The organism is Nonomuraea sp. NPDC059023 (assembly GCF_042740095.1).
GTDB lineage: Bacteria > Actinomycetota > Actinomycetes > Streptosporangiales > Streptosporangiaceae > Nonomuraea.
The window spans coordinates 230,613-249,196 of sequence record NZ_JBHYIO010000002.1 but is presented as its reverse complement, the minus strand read 5'-3'; the positions used below and the strand labels follow the sequence as shown (position 1 = coordinate 249,196).

The following is an 18,584-nucleotide window of genomic DNA, read 5'->3' as shown; positions in this document are numbered from 1 at the left end:
AACATGAACGTATGGATCCGCGCGCTCATCCCCCGCGGCTGGTCATCGACCCCTCTCTGCCGGCCGAGATCTCGGTCGAGCTCCGGGCCAGCCCGCACCTGCTCCACATGGCTCGCCGCGGGCGGCGGATGGAGCGGACGTTCAACCCGGCCCTGCTCATCGTGCTGCCCGGGTTCCTGCTGCTGATCTGGGTGCTGACCAGCACCGTTGGGATGATCGTGGCCGGCGTCGGCATGGGGTTGATCGCACTGCTGCGCTGGGCGGCCACGGGCATCTCCAACAACACGGCCCGGCGGCGCCTGAGGCTGGCCCACGAGTACTCGGCCCACTACGTGCTCCCCCATGACCTGGACTACCCGTGCTCGCGGCTGCTGCGCCGGGCCCAGGACGCCGTGGACACGATTCTCGCCGCCGACGTGCAACGGGCCGGGCTGCTCGACTCGGTCAACAACCGGGTCTCCCTGCCGGAGGAGGTCTGGCAGATCGGCACCCGGCTGGCGAAGCTCTCGTCCATGCACGCCGAGCACGGCCAGATCGTGCCCCAGCTGATGCCCTCGGCGCTGGAGGACGCGTTCAAGCCCTACAGCAGCGCCCTGGACGCCGCCTGGACGTCGCTGTCGAAGCGGGTACGCCGCCTGGAGGAGTACGCCCTGCAGGTACGCAAGGCCGACGAGGTCTACCACGCGCACCTGCGGCTGGAGGCGCTGGCCGCCAGGACGCCCGACTACCAGGCCCTGATCGCCGACACGGTCCGCGACGACCTGGCCCGCGCGCACATCAGGGAGCTGGCCGCCCAGGCCGCGCAGGTGCGCAAGCTCTTCGAGCAGAGCATCGACGAGGCCAGGCAGACGGCGGGGGAACTGCTCAGGACGCCGCTCGCCTGAGCAGTTCGAGCGTTCTGCGCGTGCCCGCCTCGTTGCCGAGGCTGCGGTAGATCTCCCTGGCCTGTTCCAGCGGTTCGACCGCGGCCTCGCGCTCGGCCGCGTCCAGGTGCGCCTCGCCCAGGTAGCGCAGGCACTGGGCCATCCGCCAGCGCTCGCCCAGCTCCTCGAAGGCGGCGTAGGCGCGGCGCAGCTCGTCCTGGGCCTCGCGGACCCGGCCCATGCGGCCGAGGACGCGTCCGGCCGACTGGGCGCTGCGCGCGACTCCCCAGGAGTCGCCGAGCGCGGCCAGGATGTCGCCGGACTCGCGGACGTGGTCCAGTTCGACCAGGCCGTTGGCCGGGTTTCCCACCTCTCCGGCCGAGCGCAGGCAGCGGGCCACCTCCCACAGCTCGCCGCGCTGCTTGAACATCTCGGTGGCCCGGTCGAGGCTGAGTCCCGCCCTGGTGAAGTGCTCGGCCGCGGCCCTGGCCTCGCCCTCCCTGCGCAGGCCGCGGGCCTGGGCGGCGAGGGCCTCGCCGTACACGCGGAGGGTCTGTGCCTCGGAGTAGCGGTTGCCCTCGCGCTCGAAGACCTCCAGCGCGTCCTCCAGCAGCTCGCGCGCCTCCGCGGTGCGGCGCTCGGCGAGGCGGAGCTCGGCCAGGTTGCGCTGGGTGCGGGCCATCCACCAGAGGTCGTCCACGTCGCGGAAGCCGGCGATCGCTTCGAGCAGGTAGTCCTGGGCACGGTCGAGGTTGCCGCCGCTGTACAGGATCATGCCGATGGTGCGCCGGCACCGGGCCGACCACCAGGACTCGCCGAGCTCGGTGAAGATCTCCAGGGCCGTCTCGGCGTCGGCGGTGCTGCCGCCGCCGGCCACCGCGGCGCGGTCGAGCAGCGCGATGCCGAGCATGCGCCGGTCGCCGGTACGCAGCGCCGCCTCGTGACCGATGTCGGCGACCGCCCGCCAGTCGGCCCAGTAGGCGCGCAGGGAGTGGCACAGTGAGCAGAACGCCCTGGCCAGCGCCCAGGTCTGCTCCCACAGCTCCAGCTCGCGGGCGTGGTGGATCATCGCGATCATGCTGAGCCGCTCGGCGTTGAGCCAGTCGGCCGCCTGCGACTGCCCCTCGGTGCTGGAGCGCCGCCCGCCCCTGCTCCAGTCCTGCGGCCAGCGGTCCTGGGCGGCGGCCTCGGCGCGGTGGCGGTAGCCGCTCAGCACCCGCTCCGTCGCCGGCCCGCGGCGCTCCTCGGGCAGTTCGGCGGCGAACAGGCGGACCAGGTCGTGCAGGCGGTAGCGCATCACGCCGGTCGCGTCGGTGCCTGAGCACTCGGCGAGCTGGGCGTCGATCAGCGCCTCCAGCTGGTCGCCGCCGTCGAGCTCGGAGGTGTCCAGCAGCGCGCCGGCCACCCAGCCGGGTACGTCGGGAGCCGTCAGGCCGGAGAGCATGCGCAGCAGGCGGCGCTGGATGCCGGTGCAGTCGTCGTAGCTGAGCTGCACGGAGGCGCGCACGCTCTTGTCCACCCTCGGCGCGAGCTCCAGCTGGTCCAGGCGGCGGCGCTCGTCGGCCAGGCGGCCGGCCAGCTCGCGTAAGGACCAGGTGGAGCGGGTGGCCAGCCGGGCGCCGCAGATGCTGATCGCCAGCGGCAGGTGGTCGCAGATGCCGACGATCTTCTTGGCCGACTCCAGGTCGTCCACGACCCGGGCGCCGCCGGCCAGGCGGGCCAGCAGTTCGACGCTCTGGGCCTCGCTGAAGACCGGAAGCTGGAAGTCGATCGCGTTCATCAGGAACAGCGGGTGGCGCGAGGTGACGATGACGGCGCAGCCCGGGTCGGCCGGCAGCAGCGGCTTGACCTGCTCGCCGTCGTCGGCGTTGTCCAGGCCGATGAGGATGCGCCGGCCCTTGGTCCAGGTGAGCCAGAGCTTGCGCAGCTCCTCCATGCCGCCCGGGTCGGTGGTGAGGCGGACGCCGAGCGCGCGCAGGAAGCCGATCAGCACCTCGTCCGGGCCCACGCCGCGTAAGTCGGCGTAGAGCCTGCCGTCGGGGAAGCCGCCGGCGACCTCGTGCCCGAACCTGGCCATCAGCGCCGACTTGCCGACCCCGCCCCTGCCGTACACGGAGGCGACCAGGGGCGGCGCGAGCTCGCTCGGCTTCCTGCGCCCGGCGAAGACCGAGCGCAGCTCGTTGAGTGACTCGGCGCGCCCGGTGAAGTGCTCGGGCACCGGCGGCCACTGGTCGGGCGCGCGGCCCGGCGCCTCCGGGGCGATCAGCCGCTGCCGTCGCGGGCGCACGCCGCCCTCGGTGGTGGCCCACGTGGTCAGGCCCACCAGAAGCGCGGCGGTCGCGGTGACACCGATCTTGGCTATCGGCGGGATCTCCCATTCAAGAGAGGCCGCCAGGATGCTCGCCGCCGCCGCCGCGACCCCCGCCGCGACGGGCGCGGCCAGCGGAACCCTGCGCCTTCTCGGCTTGGGCTCGGGCATCGGCTCGTCGGGCGGACGCAGTGGGCCAGTCAAGAAACACCCCCTTCGGGGCTGATTCAAGCTGATTCTGTACGGCCGGCGCCAGAGGTCCATCGATGGGGTACGGCCGGGGCCGGCCGTACCCCATCAAAGGGGTCAGAGACCGATCACCTGACAGGTGGCGGTCACGGTCTTGGCCGGGTCGCTCTCCGAGGTGGCGGTGAGCTTGACCTTGGCCAGGCGGCTGCCTCCGTCGCCGCGCACGGCGTTGACGGTGACGAGCTCGTTCTTGCCGAAGTCGACGGCGGCCAGGGCGTTGGGCAGCTGGGTGCTCCAGCCACGGCCCTGGACCTCCGCCTTCAGGCGGTAGACGTCACCGTTGAGGTAGGCGCTGACGTCCTCGGGGTGCTGCCCGGCGGCCGGGGCGGCCCTGCCGGTGTTGAACAGCGGGAACTTGCAGGTCGACACGCCCTTGGCGGTCGGCAGGCCGAGGGCGGGCAGGACCTTGACGCCGCGCTTCTGCGGGCCGGAGCCGTCGAGGGAGCGGATGGCGACCGTGTAGGACAGCACGCCCTTGCGGTCGCGCTTGACGTCGGTGACGTAGAAGTGCAGGCGGTTGGCCTGGTCGACGAACTCGTACTCACTGCCGGAGTCGGTTCCGGCGTGGAAGAGCGCGTCGGACAGCTGCCGGTAGTCGCCGATCGTGATCGGGACCTTGGTGCCGTCGGGCAGGACGTAGTCGGTCATGCCGATGTCCTGCGGATTGGCGTCGACCACCCACTCGAACGGCGCGCGGTCCTCGTTCTTGGTCTTGGCCAGGAGCACGCCGGAGTCGGGGGTGAAGGAGTCGGTGCCCATCCGGTCGACGACCTCGACGGTGTAGTTCTCGTAGCCGCCGCCGTCGCACAGCGGGTTCTGGGCGGGGTCGCAGGCGGGCGACTTGTCGCCGGTGTCGAACTGCAGGTTGACGCCCGACAGGCCGGCCGGGCCCGGCTGGACCGTGCGGGCGGTGATCTTCGCGGTGACCAGGCCGGAGTCGTCGAGCGCCTCGCGCGACAGGCGCAGGACGTTGGCCTCGTCGACCATCTCCAGCTTGATCTTGTTGCGGAGCATGTGCTGGGCGCCCATGGACGCGCCGGAGGTCGGCGGGATCAGCCAGCGGCTGTGCGGGCCGCCGGGTCCGTTGAAGCTGCCCCGGCTGAGCATCTCCCAGATTCCCGTGTACGCCCTTCTGGGCGGCACGCCGTACGGGTTGTTGTAGTTGTCGGCGATGCCGAAGATGTGGCTCAGCTCGTGGGCGTAGACGGCCATGCCGGAGCTCTCGGCCTGGACGGAGTCGACGCCGAAGCGGGCGTTGGGCCAGAAGTTGGAGCCGGCCTGCCAGGAGGTCCACTCGACGTAACGGGTCCTGACCCAGTTGGGGAGGCTGGGGTCGTCGGGGCCGAACTCCTCGGTCACATCCTCCTTGGTCGGAAATTTCATCATTCCGAACTCTTGCCAGGTGGCCGATTCGTCCTGGCCGGCGCTCAGGTAGAAGATGAAGTCGAACTTCGCCGCCTCCTCCGGCCCGATGTCGCCGATCCAGAGCGCGTTGCCCTCGGTACGCAGGTTCTTGTTGCAGCTGTCGCCCGCCGGGCAGCCGGTGCCGCCCTGGAACTCCATGGCGTACTCGTGGTCCTTGCCGGTCATCGTGTACGGGCCGAAGCCGGTCAGCTCGACCCCGATGCGGCCACCGGAGTCCTCCATCCAGTACTCGTGGATGGTGTGCCCCTTGTTGAGGGCGTTCGGGGTGTTGAGGAAGTCCTGGTAGAACTTGGCGACCTGGCCGCGCGGCACGTCGTGCGCCTCGGCGCTGGGGTTCTTGTAGACCGTCGAGCCCTTCGGCTGGGTCACCACGAACGGCTGGTTGGGGTAGTCCAGCAGCACCAGCGCGCCCTTGAACGTGCGCTTGGAGCCCTTGACGTTCGGGTCGTTCCACTTGGTGCCGGGAGGCTTCTTGTAGTCGGCCCACGTCATGTGGTCCGGGTTCTCCCAGTTCTGCGGGTCGATCGGCTTGAGCGGGCCGTCGCCGGGACGCGAGCGGAGCGCCTGCGCCCCTTCCGGCTCGTCGCGCTGCCAGGGCTGGGTCTGCGGCCAGTGGTCCTGGCGCCAGGGGTGTTCGGGGTCGGTGGGAGGTGCTGCGGAAGCGGGGGTGGCTGTCCAGGCCAGCGGGACGAGCACGATGCCCGCTAAAAGGCCTTTAAGCAGCTTCTTCGGGAGATTCACGGATTGGACGGTATATACGTTATTGACGGAGATCACCGATCAGTTGTAGGGAAGAGCCATCACTTCCTATCCGACAAATGTCGAAATCGCCTGGTGACCGGTGGCTGATCTTCAACGCATCGTGGACGACCTCGCCGCCCGCCTCGACCGGCCCCTCCTCCTGGAGGACCGGGTGCAGCGGGTGGTCGCCTACAGCGAGCAGAGCGGCGCGATGGACGACATCCGCCGCGACTCCATCCTGCGCCGGCACACCACGCCCGAGGTCCGCTCCTGGCTGCGCGCCGCCGGCATCCACGACGCGAGCGCCCCGCTGCGCACCCCGGGCGCGCCCCCGCTCGGCCTGTTGCCGCGCGTCTGCGTCCCGGTACGGCACGGCAGCGCCCTGCTCGGCTTCCTCTGGTTCATCGACGCCGAGCCCGAGATGCCCGACGCGGACATCGCCCTGGCCGCCGCCTCGGCTCCCCTGCTGGCCCTGGCGTTGTTCCATGAGAGCCTGGCCTCCGGGCTCGCCTCACACCGCGAGCTGGAGGCGGTCACCGGCGTCCTGCTCGGCGAGCGCGACGCGGCCCGGCAGCTCATCGAGGCCGGCGCCTTCCCGCAGGGGCAGCCGGTGACCGCGCTGGTGGCCAGGCCCGTGGCCGCCGAACCCGACGAGCCGCTGCGGATGGCGCTGGAGCAGGGGCTGCTGGCCCTGCGCCGGCGGCTGTCCGGGCACCATCCGCTGCACCTGGTCCGCTACGACCACGGCGTGCTGCTGGTGGCCGGGCCGGCGGTCCCGGCCGAGGACGTGCACGCGGCGCTGGCCGTACCGGTGGTGGTGGGGGTCGGGCGTACGCGGCCCGCGCTCGCCGACGCGGCGGGCTCCTACACCGAGGCCCTGCACGCGGCCGAGACCGCCGCCCGCGTCCCCGGCCTGGGCCCCTCGGCCGAATGGGCGCGGCTGGGCGTCTACCGGCTGCTGACCGGCCTGCCCGACCACGAGCTCCACCCCGGCCTCGAACACCTGCTCGCCGACCCCCAGCACCTGCCGCTGCTGGAGACGCTGGAGACCTATCTGGACCTGGCCGGCAGCGCCGTGGCCACCTCGCGCGCCCTGCGGCTGCACCGGACCTCCCTGTACTACCGGCTCCAGCGCGTCGAGGAACTCGCCCAGACCGACCTCAAGGACGGCGGCGAACGGCTCGCCCTGCATCTTGGCCTAAAACTGGCCCGATTGTCTGGCAGGTATCGCCCCCGTGTCTGATTGCATACGCGGCCCAAGCTGCCGTTTAATGCCAAAAGGAGAAGATCCGACGGGAGAGTTGATGCCGGCAGGAGCGCGTGCCGCAAGAGTCCTTCGCAGCCGCGCGCCCGCGCCTGTGGTCGTGCATTCCGCGCCTCTGGTGCTGCCCATCTGCGCGGAACCGATCCGCGACGGCGCCGTCGCGGTCCGTCGCGACCGGGTGCTCCAGGTGGGGCCGAGGACGTCGGTGCTCGCCGCCCACCCCGCCGTCGAAGAGGTCCGCTGGAAGGGCATGATCACGCCCGGCCTCGTGGACGCCTGCTCCCCCGCCGCCGCCCCGCCTCCCGGCGTCACCGCCCGCGCCACCGTCGTCACCGGCCTGGCCGACCCGGCCGCCGTACCCGCGCTGCGCGGCGTCACCTACCTCGCGGTGAAGACGGAGTCGGAGGAGGCCTGGGAGGACACCGGCCGCGACGCGCTCATCACCGCGATCCGCGAGGTGGCCTTCCCGGTCGGGATGGCCGCGCACACCGGCGACCCGCTGGTCCTGGAGGACCTCGCGGTGCTCGCCAGGACCTTCGGCCTGCGGGTACTCGTCGACCTCGAGCGCCACAGCGCCGCCGCGCTGGACGAGTCCGGCATCCTGGGCCCGCACTGCCACGTCGCCTGCGCCGGACCGCTCGACCCGGGTGAGCGCAAACTGCTGCGCCTGCGCAGAAGCGTGGCCGCCGTCTGCCCGTCGCTGCTGCGCGAACGCCCCGAAGACGCCCTCGCCCTCCTCGACGAGGGCAATCTGCTCGCCCTGGGCACCCGCGGCGAAGGCTCCCCGCTCGACCAGGCCCGCGCCATCCGCGACTACGTCCGCGGCCGTGGCCAGCGCCCACCCGGCCTGGACCAGCGCCTGGTCGAGGCCGCCACGCTGGGCGGGGCGCGGGCGATGGGCATGCACACGGGCCCCGGCCGCCTGGGCATCCTCGCCCCGGGCGCCCGCGCCGACTTCGCCGTCTTCGACGCCCGCGGCCGTTACCCGTACTCCGCCCTCCTTTCCGGGCCGCCCTGCCTGGCCACCGTGATCGCGGCCTGAGCCGGGGTCGTCCCGGAAACAGCAACGAAAGTTGCCAGGAGGCTGGTGAGAGCCGCAGCATCGGGCCAGAGGTGATCGCCGACGGGCGATGAGCCCTCCCACGCCCGCCCACTTCGCGGGCCGGTGCCCTCTCACCCTTGAAGGAGAACTTTCGCATGCCCACCTTCACGCCCCCTCTCAACCGACCCGCGTCCGCGATCCCTCCCGAACGGCCGGATTTTTTGGCTTCTGTCGCGTTCACCACCTCCCTCGGACAACCCGCGTTCGCTCCCCCTCTCCCGTTCGCTGTTTCTGTTGAACGGCCCGCGTTTGCCGCTTCTGTCGAACGGCCCGTGCGATGAGCGTCGAGGCCCAGGCGCCGCCCGTCCGGGGGCGGTTGCCGCTCGGGGTGTACCTGCTGGCGTTCAGCCTGTTCGCGATGGGCAGTGCGGAGTTCCTGCTCGCGGGAGTTCTGCCGGCGATCGCCGCGGACCTCGACATCTCGCTGTCGGCGGCCGGCGGGCTGATCTCGGCGTTCGCCGCCGGGGTCGTGGTGGGCGGTCCGCCGCTGGCCATCCTGACCCTGCGCTGGCCGCGCCGTACCACGCTGGTGGCCACCCAGGCCGTCTTCGCCGTTTGCCTGGCGATCGGGCTGGTCACCGACGACTACGCGGTGATCGTGGTGACGCGTTTCGTCTGCGGGCTGGCCTATGCCGGGTACTGGGCGGTCGCGGCGGTGACGGCGATCAGCCTGGTCACGCCCGACCGCACCGCCCGCGCCTCCGGCGTCGTGGTCAGCGGGCTCAGCATCGCGATGATCGCCGGCGGCCCCGCGGGCGCGCTGCTCAGCTACTTCACCGGCTGGCGGGGCGGCTTCTGGGCCGTAGCCGCCCTGACCATCGCGGCCGCGGTCCTCACCATGGTGGCGTTGCCCGCGACGAGCGCGAGCGCCGTACCCAGCGTGCGGGCAGAACTGCGCACCATGCGACGCCCCCAGCTGTGGGTGGTCCTCGCCATCACGCTGCTGAGCACCGCCGCCTACATGATCACGTTCAACTACCTGGCGGCGTTCCTGACCGGCATCACCGGTGTACCGGCCGTGTGGGTCCCCGCGATCCTCACCCTGTTCGGCGTAGGCGCGTTCGCCGGACTGTCGGTGGGCGGCAGAATCGCCGACCGTAAACCCACCCGCGCATTGCTCGCCGGAGCGATAGGGATCGCCACCGCCTCCGCCCTGCTCGCACTCCTGTCCCGCAACATGGTGGCCGTGGTAGCCCTGGTCCTCGTGCTCGGAATCGCCGGATTCATCCTGAACCCAGCGATCTACGGCCGAGTGTTCACCCTGGCCGCCAAGGCCCCCACACTGGCCGGAGCCACCACGGTCTCGGCGTTCCAGCTAGGCATCAGCCTCGTCCCCGCCCTGGCCGGAGCCGCGCTCAACGCGGGAGCAGGGCTCACCTCGGTCATATGGATAGGCGCCGCCCTGGCCATAGCCACAGTGCCCCTGATCCTCCTGGACCGCCGCCACCCGGACTAACCCACACCACCTCGCACGGGCCGACCCACCACCGTCACACGGGCCGACCCACCACCATCACACGGGCTGACCGCACCACCATCACCCGGGCCAGCGTGGACAGCGGCACGGACCACCACCCACCCACAGGCCCGACACCCCCACCACGCGGAGCGCACGTGCCCCGCCCAGAAGCACCGCGACGACGGGGCCGACGAGGCCCCAGCGTTGCAGGCGGCGACACCGCAGGCTGCGGCGTTGCCGCCTGTGGCGTTGCGGGCGGCGACCTTGCGGGCGGCGGCCTCGCGGGCGGCGGCCTCGCGGGCGGCGGCCTCGCAGGCAACGGCACGGCACCAGAGGCGGCAGCGTTGCCGACAGCGGCACTGCCGTCCAGGGCGTTGCGGGGCAGCACCGAGGTCCGCAGCGCTACGGACTGCGGCGGAGCGGGCCGCAGCGCTACCGGCGGCGACACCGCCGGCCGTGGCGTTGCGGGCCGTGGCATTTGCGGGCCCTGGCGTTGCGGGCGGCGGCGTTGCCGGTGCCGTGGGAGGTCGGGATGCGAGGTGGGGATGGGATGGTTAGGGTTCGTCTACCAGGGTGAGTAGGTCGCGGAGGGTTTCGCGTTGCTCGGCCGACAGCGGGGCGAACAGGTCGGCGGCGACCTCGGCGCGTACCAGCTGCACCCGTACGAAGGCCCCGCGCCCCTCCTCGGTGAGGACGACCAGTGTCGAGCGGCGGTTGGCCGGGTCGACCTCGCGGCGCAGCAGCCCCGCCTCCTCCAGCGCGTCGACCACCGGCGTCACCGAGCGGGGCGCGATGCGCAGGGCCTCGGCGAGTTGCACCATCCGCAGCGGCTGCCCGGCCTCCATGAGGACCTTCAGGGCACGCGCCTGGCTGGGACTCAAGCCGAGCGGCTCCAGGCCGGTCCGGTAGCCGCGCCGGAAGCGGTGGCTGATCCGGTGCACGAGTTCCAGCAGTTCGGTGGCGTCCTTCACCCCGCTGAGCTTATCTCACTGTTCGCTGGAATGAATATGAGGTAACCTCCGTTTGAGTGAACATCTGAAAAGGAGCCCTATGACAGAGGAACCCCGCGCGCCCCTGCGGCGCATCATCCGACTCTTCCGCCCCTACCGGGGCCAGCTGGGCGTCGTGCTCGGCCTCATCTTTCTTTCCTCGCTGGTGTCGCTGGCCTCGCCGTTCCTGCTGCGCGAGGTTCTCGACGTCGCCATCCCCACGCGCGCGGTCGGGCTGCTGTCCCTGCTCGTGCTGGGCATGCTGGCCGTGGCCGTCGCGACGAGCATGTTCGACGTGGTGCAGACGTTCATCTCCACCCGCGTCGGCCAGCGCGTCATGCACGACCTGCGCACCACCGTCTACTCCCACCTGCAGCGCATGTCGCTGGCCTTCTTCACCCGGACGCGCACCGGCGAGGTGCAGTCGCGGCTGGCCAACGACATCGGCGGCATGCAGGCGGTCGTCACCAGCACCGCGACGTCGATCGTCTCCAACCTCACCACCGTCGTGGCCAGCTTCGTCGCCATGCTCGTGCTCGACTGGCGGCTGACTGCCGCCTCGCTCGTCCTGCTGCCGCTGTTCGTGTGGATCAGCCGCAAGGTCGGCGAGGAGCGCAAGCGCATCACCGCCCAGCGCCAGCGCAAGCTCGCCACGATGTCGTCGATGGTGCAGGAGTCGCTGTCGGTGAGCGGCATCCTGCTCGGCCGCACCATGGGCCAGTCGCCCGAGCTCACCGGCCGCTTCACCCGCGCCTCCGACGAACTGGCCGACCTCGGCGTGCAGTCGAGCATGGCCGGGCGCTGGCGGCAGTCCACCATCCAGATCGTCATGGCCGCGATGCCCGCGGTCATCTACTGGGTGTCCGGAATGACGTCGGCCGTCTCCATCGGCACCGTCGTGGCGTTCACCACGCTTCAGGCGGGACTGTTCCGCCCCGCCCTCTCGCTGATGCGCACGGGCGTGGAGGTGCAGAGCTCCCTCGCGCTGTTCGGCCGCATCTTCGAGTACCTGGACCTGCCCGTCGACATCACCCCCGGCACCCGCGCGCTGGAGCGTCCGCGCGGCGACGTGCGCTTCGAGCACGTCTCCTTCTCGTACGGCGACGCCCCCACCCTGACCGGCATCGACCTGACCATCCCCGCGGGCAGCAGCCTGGCCGTCGTCGGCGAGACCGGCTCGGGCAAGACGACGCTGAGCTACCTGCTGCCGCGCCTGTACGACGTGAGCTCGGGCCGCGTCACCATCGACGGCGTGGACGTGCGCGAACTCTCCTTCGAGACGCTGGCCGCCACCGTCGGCGTGGTGTCCCAGGAGACGTACCTGTTCCACTCCTCCATCGCCGACAACCTGCGCTTCGCCAAGCCGGACGCGACGGACGAGGAACTGGTCGCCGCCGCCCGCGCGGCCCGCATCCACGACAACATCGCCGGCCTGCCCGAGGGGTACGACACGGTCGTCGGCGAGCGCGGCTACCGCTTCTCCGGCGGCGAGAAGCAGCGCCTGGCCATCGCCCGCACGCTGCTGCGCAACCCGCCCGTCCTCATCCTCGACGAGGCCACGAGCGCTCTCGACACCCAGACCGAGCGCGCCGTCCAGGAGGCGCTGGACACGCTGGCCGAGGGCCGCACCACGATCACCATCGCCCACCGCCTCTCCACGGTCCGCCACGCCGACCAGATCGCCGTCCTCGACCACGGCCGCGTCGCCGAACTCGGCACCCACGACGAACTGCTCGCCGCCGACGGCCACTACGCCGCGCTGATCGCCCGGGATCTCCCGCTCACCCTCATCTGACCGCCCATGAGCTGGAGCTCCTTCCCCGGCGGCACCCCGCACGGGCGTACCCTCAATGCGTGCAGAACACCAGATTCGCCCGCTCCGGCATGGTGTGCAGCGTGGACCACCTCGCCTCCGCGGCCGGGATCGCCATGCTCGACCGTGGTGGCTCCGCGGCCGACGCCGCCATCGCCACCAACGCCGTTCTGACCGTCACCGCGCCCCATATGTGCGGCATGGGCGGCGACCTGTTCGCGCTCGTCCACGACGGGCAGGTGAGCGCGCTGAACGCCTCCGGCCGCGCCGGATCCGGCGCCGACGCCGAACGGCTGCGCGCCGAAGGGCGCACCAGGATGCCGCACCTGCACGACATCAGGTCCGTGCCCGTGCCGGGCTGTGTGGACGGGTGGATCGCCCTGCACGGCAGGTACGGCAGGCTGCCGCTGGCCGACGTGCTCGCCCCGGCGATCCGGCTGGCCAAGGACGGCTTCCCCGCCTCGCCGCTGATGCTGCAGGGGGCGAAGGCCGCGGCCACGCGTCCCGGCGGCGGCGACTTCGCCGGCGTCACCGCCGAGGGCGACCTGGTACGCCGGCCCGGCGTGGGCCGCACGCTGGAGGCGGTCGCCGCCTCGGGCAGGGACGGCTTCTACCTCGGCGAGTTCGGACAGGGCCTGCTGGAGCTGGGCGCGGGCGAATACACCGCGGCCGACCTCGAACGGGTCAACGCCGACTGGGTCGACCCCCTGCGCGTACGCGCCTTCGGGCACGACGTCTGGTCCGCCCCGCCCAACTCCCAGGGCTACCTGCTCCTGCTCGCCCTCGGCATCGCCGACCGCCTGGACCTGCCGTCCGCCCCTGCCCGCTCGGCATGGGCGCACCTGCTGGCGGAGGCGGCGCGGGCGGCCGGTCACGACCGCCTCGCCGTACTGCACGAAGACGCCAAGGACCTGCTCGGCGAGCACGAGATCGCGCGGCGGCGGGCGCTGGTGGACCCGGCGGCGCGCCGCAGGGTGCGCGTCCCCGCCGCGGACGGCGACACCACCTACCTGTGCGCGGTGGACGGCGACGGCATGGGCGTCTCGCTCATCCAGTCGAACGCCTCGGGGTTCGGCAGCATGGTCTTCGAGCCGCGTACCCGGATCAACCTCCACAACCGGGGCATCGGGTTCTCGCTGACGCCGGGGCATCCGGCCGAGTACGCGCCCGGCCGCCGCCCGCCCCACACCCTCACGCCCGCCCTCATCACCCGCCCCGACGGATCGTTGCGCACCGTCGTGGGCACCATGGGCGGCGACGCGCAGCCGCAGATCTTGCTGCAGGTCATCACCCGCCTGCTCAGGTACGGCGAGGCGCCGGGCACGGCCATCTCGGCACCACGCTGGAAGCTCGGCGGGACCACCGGGTTCGACACGTGGGACGCGCCCGACGAGATGGCCGTGGAGGTGGAGGCGGGCACCGCGTGGGGCGACGGGCTGGCCGCCCTGGGCCACCCGGTGCTGGAACGGCCGTACGGGACCGGCTTCGGCCACGCGCACCTCATCGACGTGCGGCCTGACGGGGTACTCGCCGGCGCCGCCGACCCCCGCTCAATGATCGGCGCCGCCATCGGCCGCTAACCCCGCCCCGGCCACAACCCAACGGCAGCCACGCCCATCGGCCATCACCGACAGCCGGCGGCCCACCCCACCGCACTCTGGGCCGAGATGGCCGAACGGGCGACTTCCGCGCCGTGGGCCGAGGCAGCGACCTCGAAGGCACAGGTAGGGGACACGCGGACCAGCGGGACGCGGCGTGAGAACACGCGGCGCACGGGCACGAGGGCCCGGGCCGCTACCCAGGCGGCACACGACGCAGAGGCCGTGCAGCGCGGGGGCGCGCATGCGGCGCGGGCTGCGGGGGCGGGGCGCGCGGGGCGGAGGACCCGCGGCGCGGGGCGGGGCGTGCGGGGTGGGGCGCGAGGTGGGGCGCGCGAGGTGCGGGGTGGGCTGGGGGGCCAGATTGCGCTCGGCGCGAGGCGCAGGGCGGGCGCGCGGCGCAGGCGCGAGGCGCAGGGCGCAGGCGCGAGGCCCAGGGCGGGCGCGCGGCGCAGGCGCGAGGTGTAGAGCGCGCGACGCGGGGCGAGGGGTGGAGCGCGGGGCGCGCGGGGTGCAGAGCGCGGGTGTGGGGATGGTGGGGTTGGGGTGAGGGGTGGGGGTGGTGAATGGGCAAGGATGGGTTGGTTGAGGGGCTTTGGGGGGCCAAGTCGTTGGGTTTCCGGGGGTTGCGTGGGTAGGGAGCGCGTATGACCGAAACACCGGACCGCTACGGATACAGCGACGAGCAAGGCATAGAGGTCGAGGAGTGGAACGACGACCTCGGCCTCAACCACGAGATCCGGGAGGAAGACCCGGGGCGCGGTGACACGCTCGACGAGCGGCTCCGGCGGGAGCTGCCCGACGGCCCCGGCCGTGAACCGCGCGCCGACCACCGCCTCACCGCCCCCGACGAAGGGCTCGTCGACGGCGAGGAAGTGGGTGAGGACTGGGGCAGCGACGCCGGCGAGGATCTGTCAGCCGAGGAGCGTGCCGTTCACATCGAGCCGGATCGCTGAGCTAGGGCGGGCAGCAGCGCCTGGAGGTCGTTCACGACGAGGTCGGCCACTTCGGCCGCCTCGGGGCGGTCGGCGTGCAGGTGCCCCCACGGGCCGCGGCGCAGCAGGGCGGTGCGCATGCCCGCCGCACGCGCCGGGCGGACGTCGTTGTCGAGGCGGTCGCCGACGTACAGGATCTCGGCGGGTTCGCGCCCGGCCACCGAGGCGACCTTGGCGAAGAACTCGGGCGCCGGCTTGGCCACGCCCCACCCGTCGGAGGTGTGGATGGAGTCGGCGGGCAGGTCCATGGCGACGAGGGCGTCGTAGGCCTCGACGGGCTGGTTGCCGGCGATCACCACCTGGTAGCCGGCCGCGCGCAGGGCGTGGAGAGCGGGGCGTACGTCCGGGTAGAGGTCGCCGGCGTCGAAGTTGTTGCGCAGCCCGTCCGGGTCGTCGCGCCGCCAGGCGGCGATCTCGGCGTCCACGTCGAGGCCGGGCCGTACGATCTGGAAGGCGTCGCGGTGCGAGCGGTCGAGGGCGGCCACGCCCCCAAGCACGCCCATGAACGTCAGCCGCGTCACCCCGAGCCGGTCGGCCCAGCGGCTCCAGATGCGGGTCTCGTCGATGAGCGTCTCACCGACGTCGAACACCAGCGCCTTGATCATCTGCCTCTTCCCTCGTGCGCGGACGCACACCAGGGTACGAGACCTACGGCCGGGCCTCGCGCCAGCGCTCCACCACGCGCTCGACGTTGAACGGGAACAGGTCGACCGGCGGCCCGCCCGCCCCCCGCTTGATCGCCTTGTTGATCTTCTCGTTGATCCCCTGGACGAGGGTGCGAACCTCGCCCTCTGAGCCCGCGTTCAACGCCAGTTCGAGCACCTCGTCGGCCTCCTTGCGCAGCGCGAGGCTGGGCGGCAGCGGCATCGACAGGCCTTCTTCGGCGAGTTTGTTCTTGATCCACCAGTTGTCGTCCTGGGGGCGGCCCGCCCCGGGGATCGGCTTGCCCGCGCCCGGCAGATCGTCGAACTCACCGCGTTCGGCGGCCTCGCGGATCTGCCGGTCGATCCATGACTCGAACGGCGTGCCAAGGGGTTTGCGCTCCGTCATGCCTCGATCGTACGTGCCGTGATCAGGCAGGAGATGGCGGGGATCGGGAAGAGCATCAGGTAGAGGTTGGGGATCCACCAGGCCAGGGAGAAATCGCCGCGCAACGTCCAGAACGCGATCGCCATCAGCCCCGAGGCCATGGTCAGCACGAGCGAGACCAGCATGAGCGGCGGGCCGCCCGGCCGGGGCACGCCCCCGCGCAGCAGCCACAGGCTCGTCAGCCCGGTCGCGCTGGCCAGCATGTCGATCCAGAGGAACGACCAGTTCCAGTCGGCCATGAGCGGGTTGGCGTAGTCGGCGAAGGCCCACTCGGGCGGGATCAGCCCGAGGCCCGTCACGCTGAAGTAGACGACGAAGCCGACGTCGGTGCCGAGCATCAGGGCCTTAGTCGCGCGCAGCACGGTCGATCATCTCCAGGAGGTAGCGGCGGGTGCTCTCGTGCAGGTCGGGTGCCGGCTCGCCGAGTCCGAGCAGCCGCGCCGCCCACCATCCGTCCACGGCCAGGCGTACGGCCGTCGCGGCCGCCGGGTCGATCCCGTCGTCGGTCAGCCGTTCCTGCCAGGCGGCGTAGCGCTGCCTGAGCGGCTCCAGCCCGGCGGGATCGACCAGCACCCCGGCCAGCAGGGCGACGGTGACCCGGTCGGCGGGCGCCGCGGCGGCGGGCCGTTCCGGGATGGTGGCCTCGATGTAGGCCCGCAGATAGTCACCGGGCCGCTCGCCCGCGCGCGCCAAAGCGTCGTCGAAGGCGGCGGTCAGGCGTTCGACCATGCCGGCGACCAGCGCCTGCTTGGTCGGGAAGTGGTAGAAGAGCCCCCCTTTGGAGACTCCGGCCCGCTTGGCGACGGCTTCGAGCGTGAGCGACTCGGCCCCGTCGGCGAGCAGGACGTCGGCGGCGGCGTCGAGCAGCCGCTCCTTGGAACTGGGTCTGGGCACGCCTCAAAACTGTACCGGTCAGCCGGTACACTTTCAATCGGGCAGCCCGGCCTCGAACGCCAGCAGCCCCGCCTGGGTCCGGTTCGAGCAGCCGAGCTTGATCAGGATGCGTGAGACGTGCCCCTTGACCGTGGCCTCGGTCAGGAACAACTCTCTGGCGATCTCCGCGTTGCTGCGCCCCGCGCCCAGACCGGCCAGTACGTCCCGTTCACGCCCGGTCAGCGCCTCCAGCCTGCGCCGGGCCGTCTGGCGGCGGACCGCGCCGTCCAGCAGCCGGGACGCCGCGGGACCCGACAGCACCGTGTGACCGCCCGCCGCCGACTTCACCAGATTGATCAGGTCGGCGGGCGGCGTCGACTTCAGCAGGTACCCGCCCGCCCCGGAGGTGAGCGCGCGCAGCACGTAGTGGTCGGCGTCGAACGTGGTCAGCACCAGCACCACGGGCGGCGCGGGCAGCCTGGCGATGCGCGTGATGGCCGCCAGCCCGTCCACGCCGGGCATCCGCAGGTCCATGAGCACCAGGTCCGGCCGGTGGCGCACCACCGCCTCGACCCCGGCGGCGCCGTCGTGCGCCTCGTCCACCACGGTGATCTCGCCCGACGATCCGAGGATCGCGCGCAGGTGGGCGCAGACCATCGGCTCGTCGTCCACCACGACGACGCTGATCACGACGCCACCGGCAAAGTGAGGTCGACCACGAAGCCTCCCGCCTCCGACGGGCCCGCCGCCAGCGTCCCGTCCACCAGTTCCACGCGCTCGCGCAGGCCGAGCAGGCCGGTGCCGGAGCCGGCCGCCGCCAGCTCGGGGTCGCCGGGACCGGCGGGAGCGGAGTTGGCCACCGTGATGCGCACCCGGTCGCCGCTGCGGCGCAGCCGTACCGTGGTCTCGGCGCCGGGCGCGTGCTTGCGCACGTTCGTCAGCGCCTCCTGCAGGGCGCGCTGCGCCGTACGCAGGACGACCGGCGAGACCAGCGCGTCGTCGGCCTCGAACCCGACGCGCAGACCCGAGCCCTCGACCAGTTCCGCCAGCGCGGGCAGGAGCGGCACCTCGGGCTGGCCGCGCACCGGCGCCGACGGGGCGCGCAGCACGCCGACCAGTTCGCGCAGTTCCTCCAGCGCCTGGCAGCCGGTGGCGCGCAGCGTCTCGGCCGCCTCCCTGGCCGGGCGGTCGGCGGCGGTCAGGCCCAGGGCGCCCGCCTGGAGCACCATGAGGCTGACCCGGTGGGTGACGAGGTCGTGGATCTCGGCGGCGAGCCGTACCCGCTCCTCTCCCCTGGCCTGCTCGGCGAGCAGGTGCTGCTCGCGCTCGGCCCGCTCGGCGCGGTCGGTGAGCGCCCGCAGCAGGTTGACGCGCGTGGACAGGTACAGGCCGAGCACCCCCGCGGCCGCGGTCAGCAGCACGGTGCGGATCCCGAACTCCGACGTCGGCCCCCACCACACCGCCAGCGCGGTGAACAGCGCGACGGGCACCACCGCGGCCGGGCTGCGGGGCGCGTGCCGCAGCGCCAGATAGGCGGCGAACGGCGCGGCCGGCGGCGCCCAGAGGAGCATCTCCAGGTGCACCGGCGCCGCGAGCAGGTGGACGAGGGCCGCCCCCACCGTCGCCCAGGCGACCACGAGGGGCGAGCGGATCAGCAGGACCAGCCCGGACGCGACCAGCGCGACGGCCACCGGCCACGGCGGGCCGAGCGTGCCCACGACGTGGAGCGAGAGCATCAGGGCGGCGAGGGTCATCACGACGCGCATCAGCACGCCCTCACCCTAGGCCGCCACCGCCCGCACCGGACCCTACGAAA

General features: G+C 72.4%; 16 protein-coding genes. 7 read left to right on the top strand and 9 right to left on the bottom strand.

Going from position 1 to position 18,584, the window contains the following annotated elements; translation table 11 throughout:
* Nucleotides 1–11 precede the first annotated feature (11 nt).
* Nucleotides 12–884, top strand: coding sequence for a hypothetical protein (locus ACFWYW_RS04510; RefSeq protein WP_379609644.1), 873 nt, complete (start codon nucleotides 12–14; stop codon nucleotides 882–884).
* On the opposite strand, the gene ACFWYW_RS04505 is transcribed toward ACFWYW_RS04510, so the two are convergent.
* Nucleotides 865–3,375 (bottom strand): ATP-binding protein, encoded by a 2,511-nt coding sequence (locus ACFWYW_RS04505; protein WP_379609643.1) that lies wholly within the window; start codon nucleotides 3,373–3,375, stop codon nucleotides 865–867. The two genes, ACFWYW_RS04510 and ACFWYW_RS04505, sit on opposite strands and share 20 nt — an antisense overlap.
* A 102-nt stretch (nucleotides 3,376–3,477) precedes the next feature.
* On the bottom strand, nucleotides 3,478–5,586 hold the full coding sequence (locus tag ACFWYW_RS04500; protein WP_379609642.1) for a M6 family metalloprotease domain-containing protein: 2,109 nt from the start codon (nucleotides 5,584–5,586) through the stop codon (nucleotides 3,478–3,480).
* A gap of 100 nt (nucleotides 5,587–5,686) precedes the next feature.
* Here ACFWYW_RS04500 and ACFWYW_RS04495 point away from each other — a divergent pair, with 100 nt between their 5' ends.
* From ACFWYW_RS04495 to ACFWYW_RS04485, 3 genes are all read left to right on the top strand, one after another.
* A complete protein-coding gene (locus ACFWYW_RS04495) occupies nucleotides 5,687–6,829 on the top strand; it encodes a PucR family transcriptional regulator (protein ID WP_379609641.1) in 1,143 nt (380 codons plus the stop codon).
* Between the two features lie 121 nt (nucleotides 6,830–6,950).
* Complete coding sequence (locus ACFWYW_RS04490) at nucleotides 6,951–7,892, top strand: amidohydrolase family protein (RefSeq protein ID WP_379609640.1); 942 nt, start codon at nucleotides 6,951–6,953, stop codon at nucleotides 7,890–7,892.
* A gap of 337 nt (nucleotides 7,893–8,229) precedes the next feature.
* Entirely contained in the window at nucleotides 8,230–9,408 is a 1,179-nt protein-coding gene (locus ACFWYW_RS04485; protein ID WP_379609639.1) for a Cmx/CmrA family chloramphenicol efflux MFS transporter, read from the top strand.
* A gap of 557 nt (nucleotides 9,409–9,965) precedes the next feature.
* Here the strand turns inward: ACFWYW_RS04485 and ACFWYW_RS04480 are convergent.
* Entirely contained in the window at nucleotides 9,966–10,382 is a 417-nt protein-coding gene (locus ACFWYW_RS04480; RefSeq protein ID WP_184974820.1) for a MarR family winged helix-turn-helix transcriptional regulator, read from the bottom strand.
* Nucleotides 10,383–10,461: 79 nt separating this feature from the next.
* Here ACFWYW_RS04480 and ACFWYW_RS04475 point away from each other — a divergent pair, with 79 nt between their 5' ends.
* From ACFWYW_RS04475 to ACFWYW_RS04465, 3 genes are all read left to right on the top strand, one after another.
* Nucleotides 10,462–12,195, top strand: a complete 1,734-nt coding sequence (locus tag ACFWYW_RS04475; RefSeq protein ID WP_379609638.1) for an ABC transporter ATP-binding protein — start codon at nucleotides 10,462–10,464, stop codon at nucleotides 12,193–12,195.
* 59 nt (nucleotides 12,196–12,254) lie between these two features.
* Nucleotides 12,255–13,793: a gamma-glutamyltransferase family protein gene (locus ACFWYW_RS04470; protein ID WP_379609637.1), complete on the top strand. Its 1,539-nt coding sequence runs from the start codon at nucleotides 12,255–12,257 to the stop codon at nucleotides 13,791–13,793.
* Between the two features lie 665 nt (nucleotides 13,794–14,458).
* Nucleotides 14,459–14,767, top strand: a complete 309-nt coding sequence (locus tag ACFWYW_RS04465; RefSeq protein ID WP_379609636.1) for a DUF5709 domain-containing protein — start codon at nucleotides 14,459–14,461, stop codon at nucleotides 14,765–14,767.
* Here ACFWYW_RS04465 and ACFWYW_RS04460 read toward each other — a convergent pair.
* From ACFWYW_RS04460 to ACFWYW_RS04435, 6 genes are read right to left on the bottom strand one after another with little or no spacing between them, the layout of a single operon-like run.
* Nucleotides 14,746–15,411, bottom strand: coding sequence for an HAD family hydrolase (locus ACFWYW_RS04460; protein ID WP_379609635.1), 666 nt, complete (start codon nucleotides 15,409–15,411; stop codon nucleotides 14,746–14,748). The two genes, ACFWYW_RS04465 and ACFWYW_RS04460, sit on opposite strands and share 22 nt — an antisense overlap.
* 43 nt (nucleotides 15,412–15,454) lie before the next feature.
* Complete coding sequence (locus tag ACFWYW_RS04455; RefSeq protein ID WP_379609634.1) at nucleotides 15,455–15,856, bottom strand: DUF1992 domain-containing protein; 402 nt, start codon at nucleotides 15,854–15,856, stop codon at nucleotides 15,455–15,457.
* Nucleotides 15,853–16,257, bottom strand: coding sequence for a DUF5360 family protein (locus ACFWYW_RS04450; RefSeq protein WP_379609633.1), 405 nt, complete (start codon nucleotides 16,255–16,257; stop codon nucleotides 15,853–15,855). Before ACFWYW_RS04450 ends, ACFWYW_RS04455 begins: the two co-directional genes overlap by 4 nt.
* Nucleotides 16,241–16,789 (bottom strand): TetR/AcrR family transcriptional regulator, encoded by a 549-nt coding sequence (locus ACFWYW_RS04445; protein ID WP_379609632.1) that lies wholly within the window; start codon nucleotides 16,787–16,789, stop codon nucleotides 16,241–16,243. The genes ACFWYW_RS04450 and ACFWYW_RS04445 overlap by 17 nt, the downstream gene beginning before the upstream one ends.
* 33 nt (nucleotides 16,790–16,822) lie before the next feature.
* Nucleotides 16,823–17,458, bottom strand: a complete 636-nt coding sequence (locus ACFWYW_RS04440) for a response regulator (protein ID WP_379609631.1) — start codon at nucleotides 17,456–17,458, stop codon at nucleotides 16,823–16,825.
* Entirely contained in the window at nucleotides 17,455–18,534 is a 1,080-nt protein-coding gene (locus ACFWYW_RS04435) for a sensor histidine kinase (protein WP_379609743.1), read from the bottom strand. The genes ACFWYW_RS04440 and ACFWYW_RS04435 overlap by 4 nt, the downstream gene beginning before the upstream one ends.
* Nucleotides 18,535–18,584: the final 50 nt, after the last annotated feature.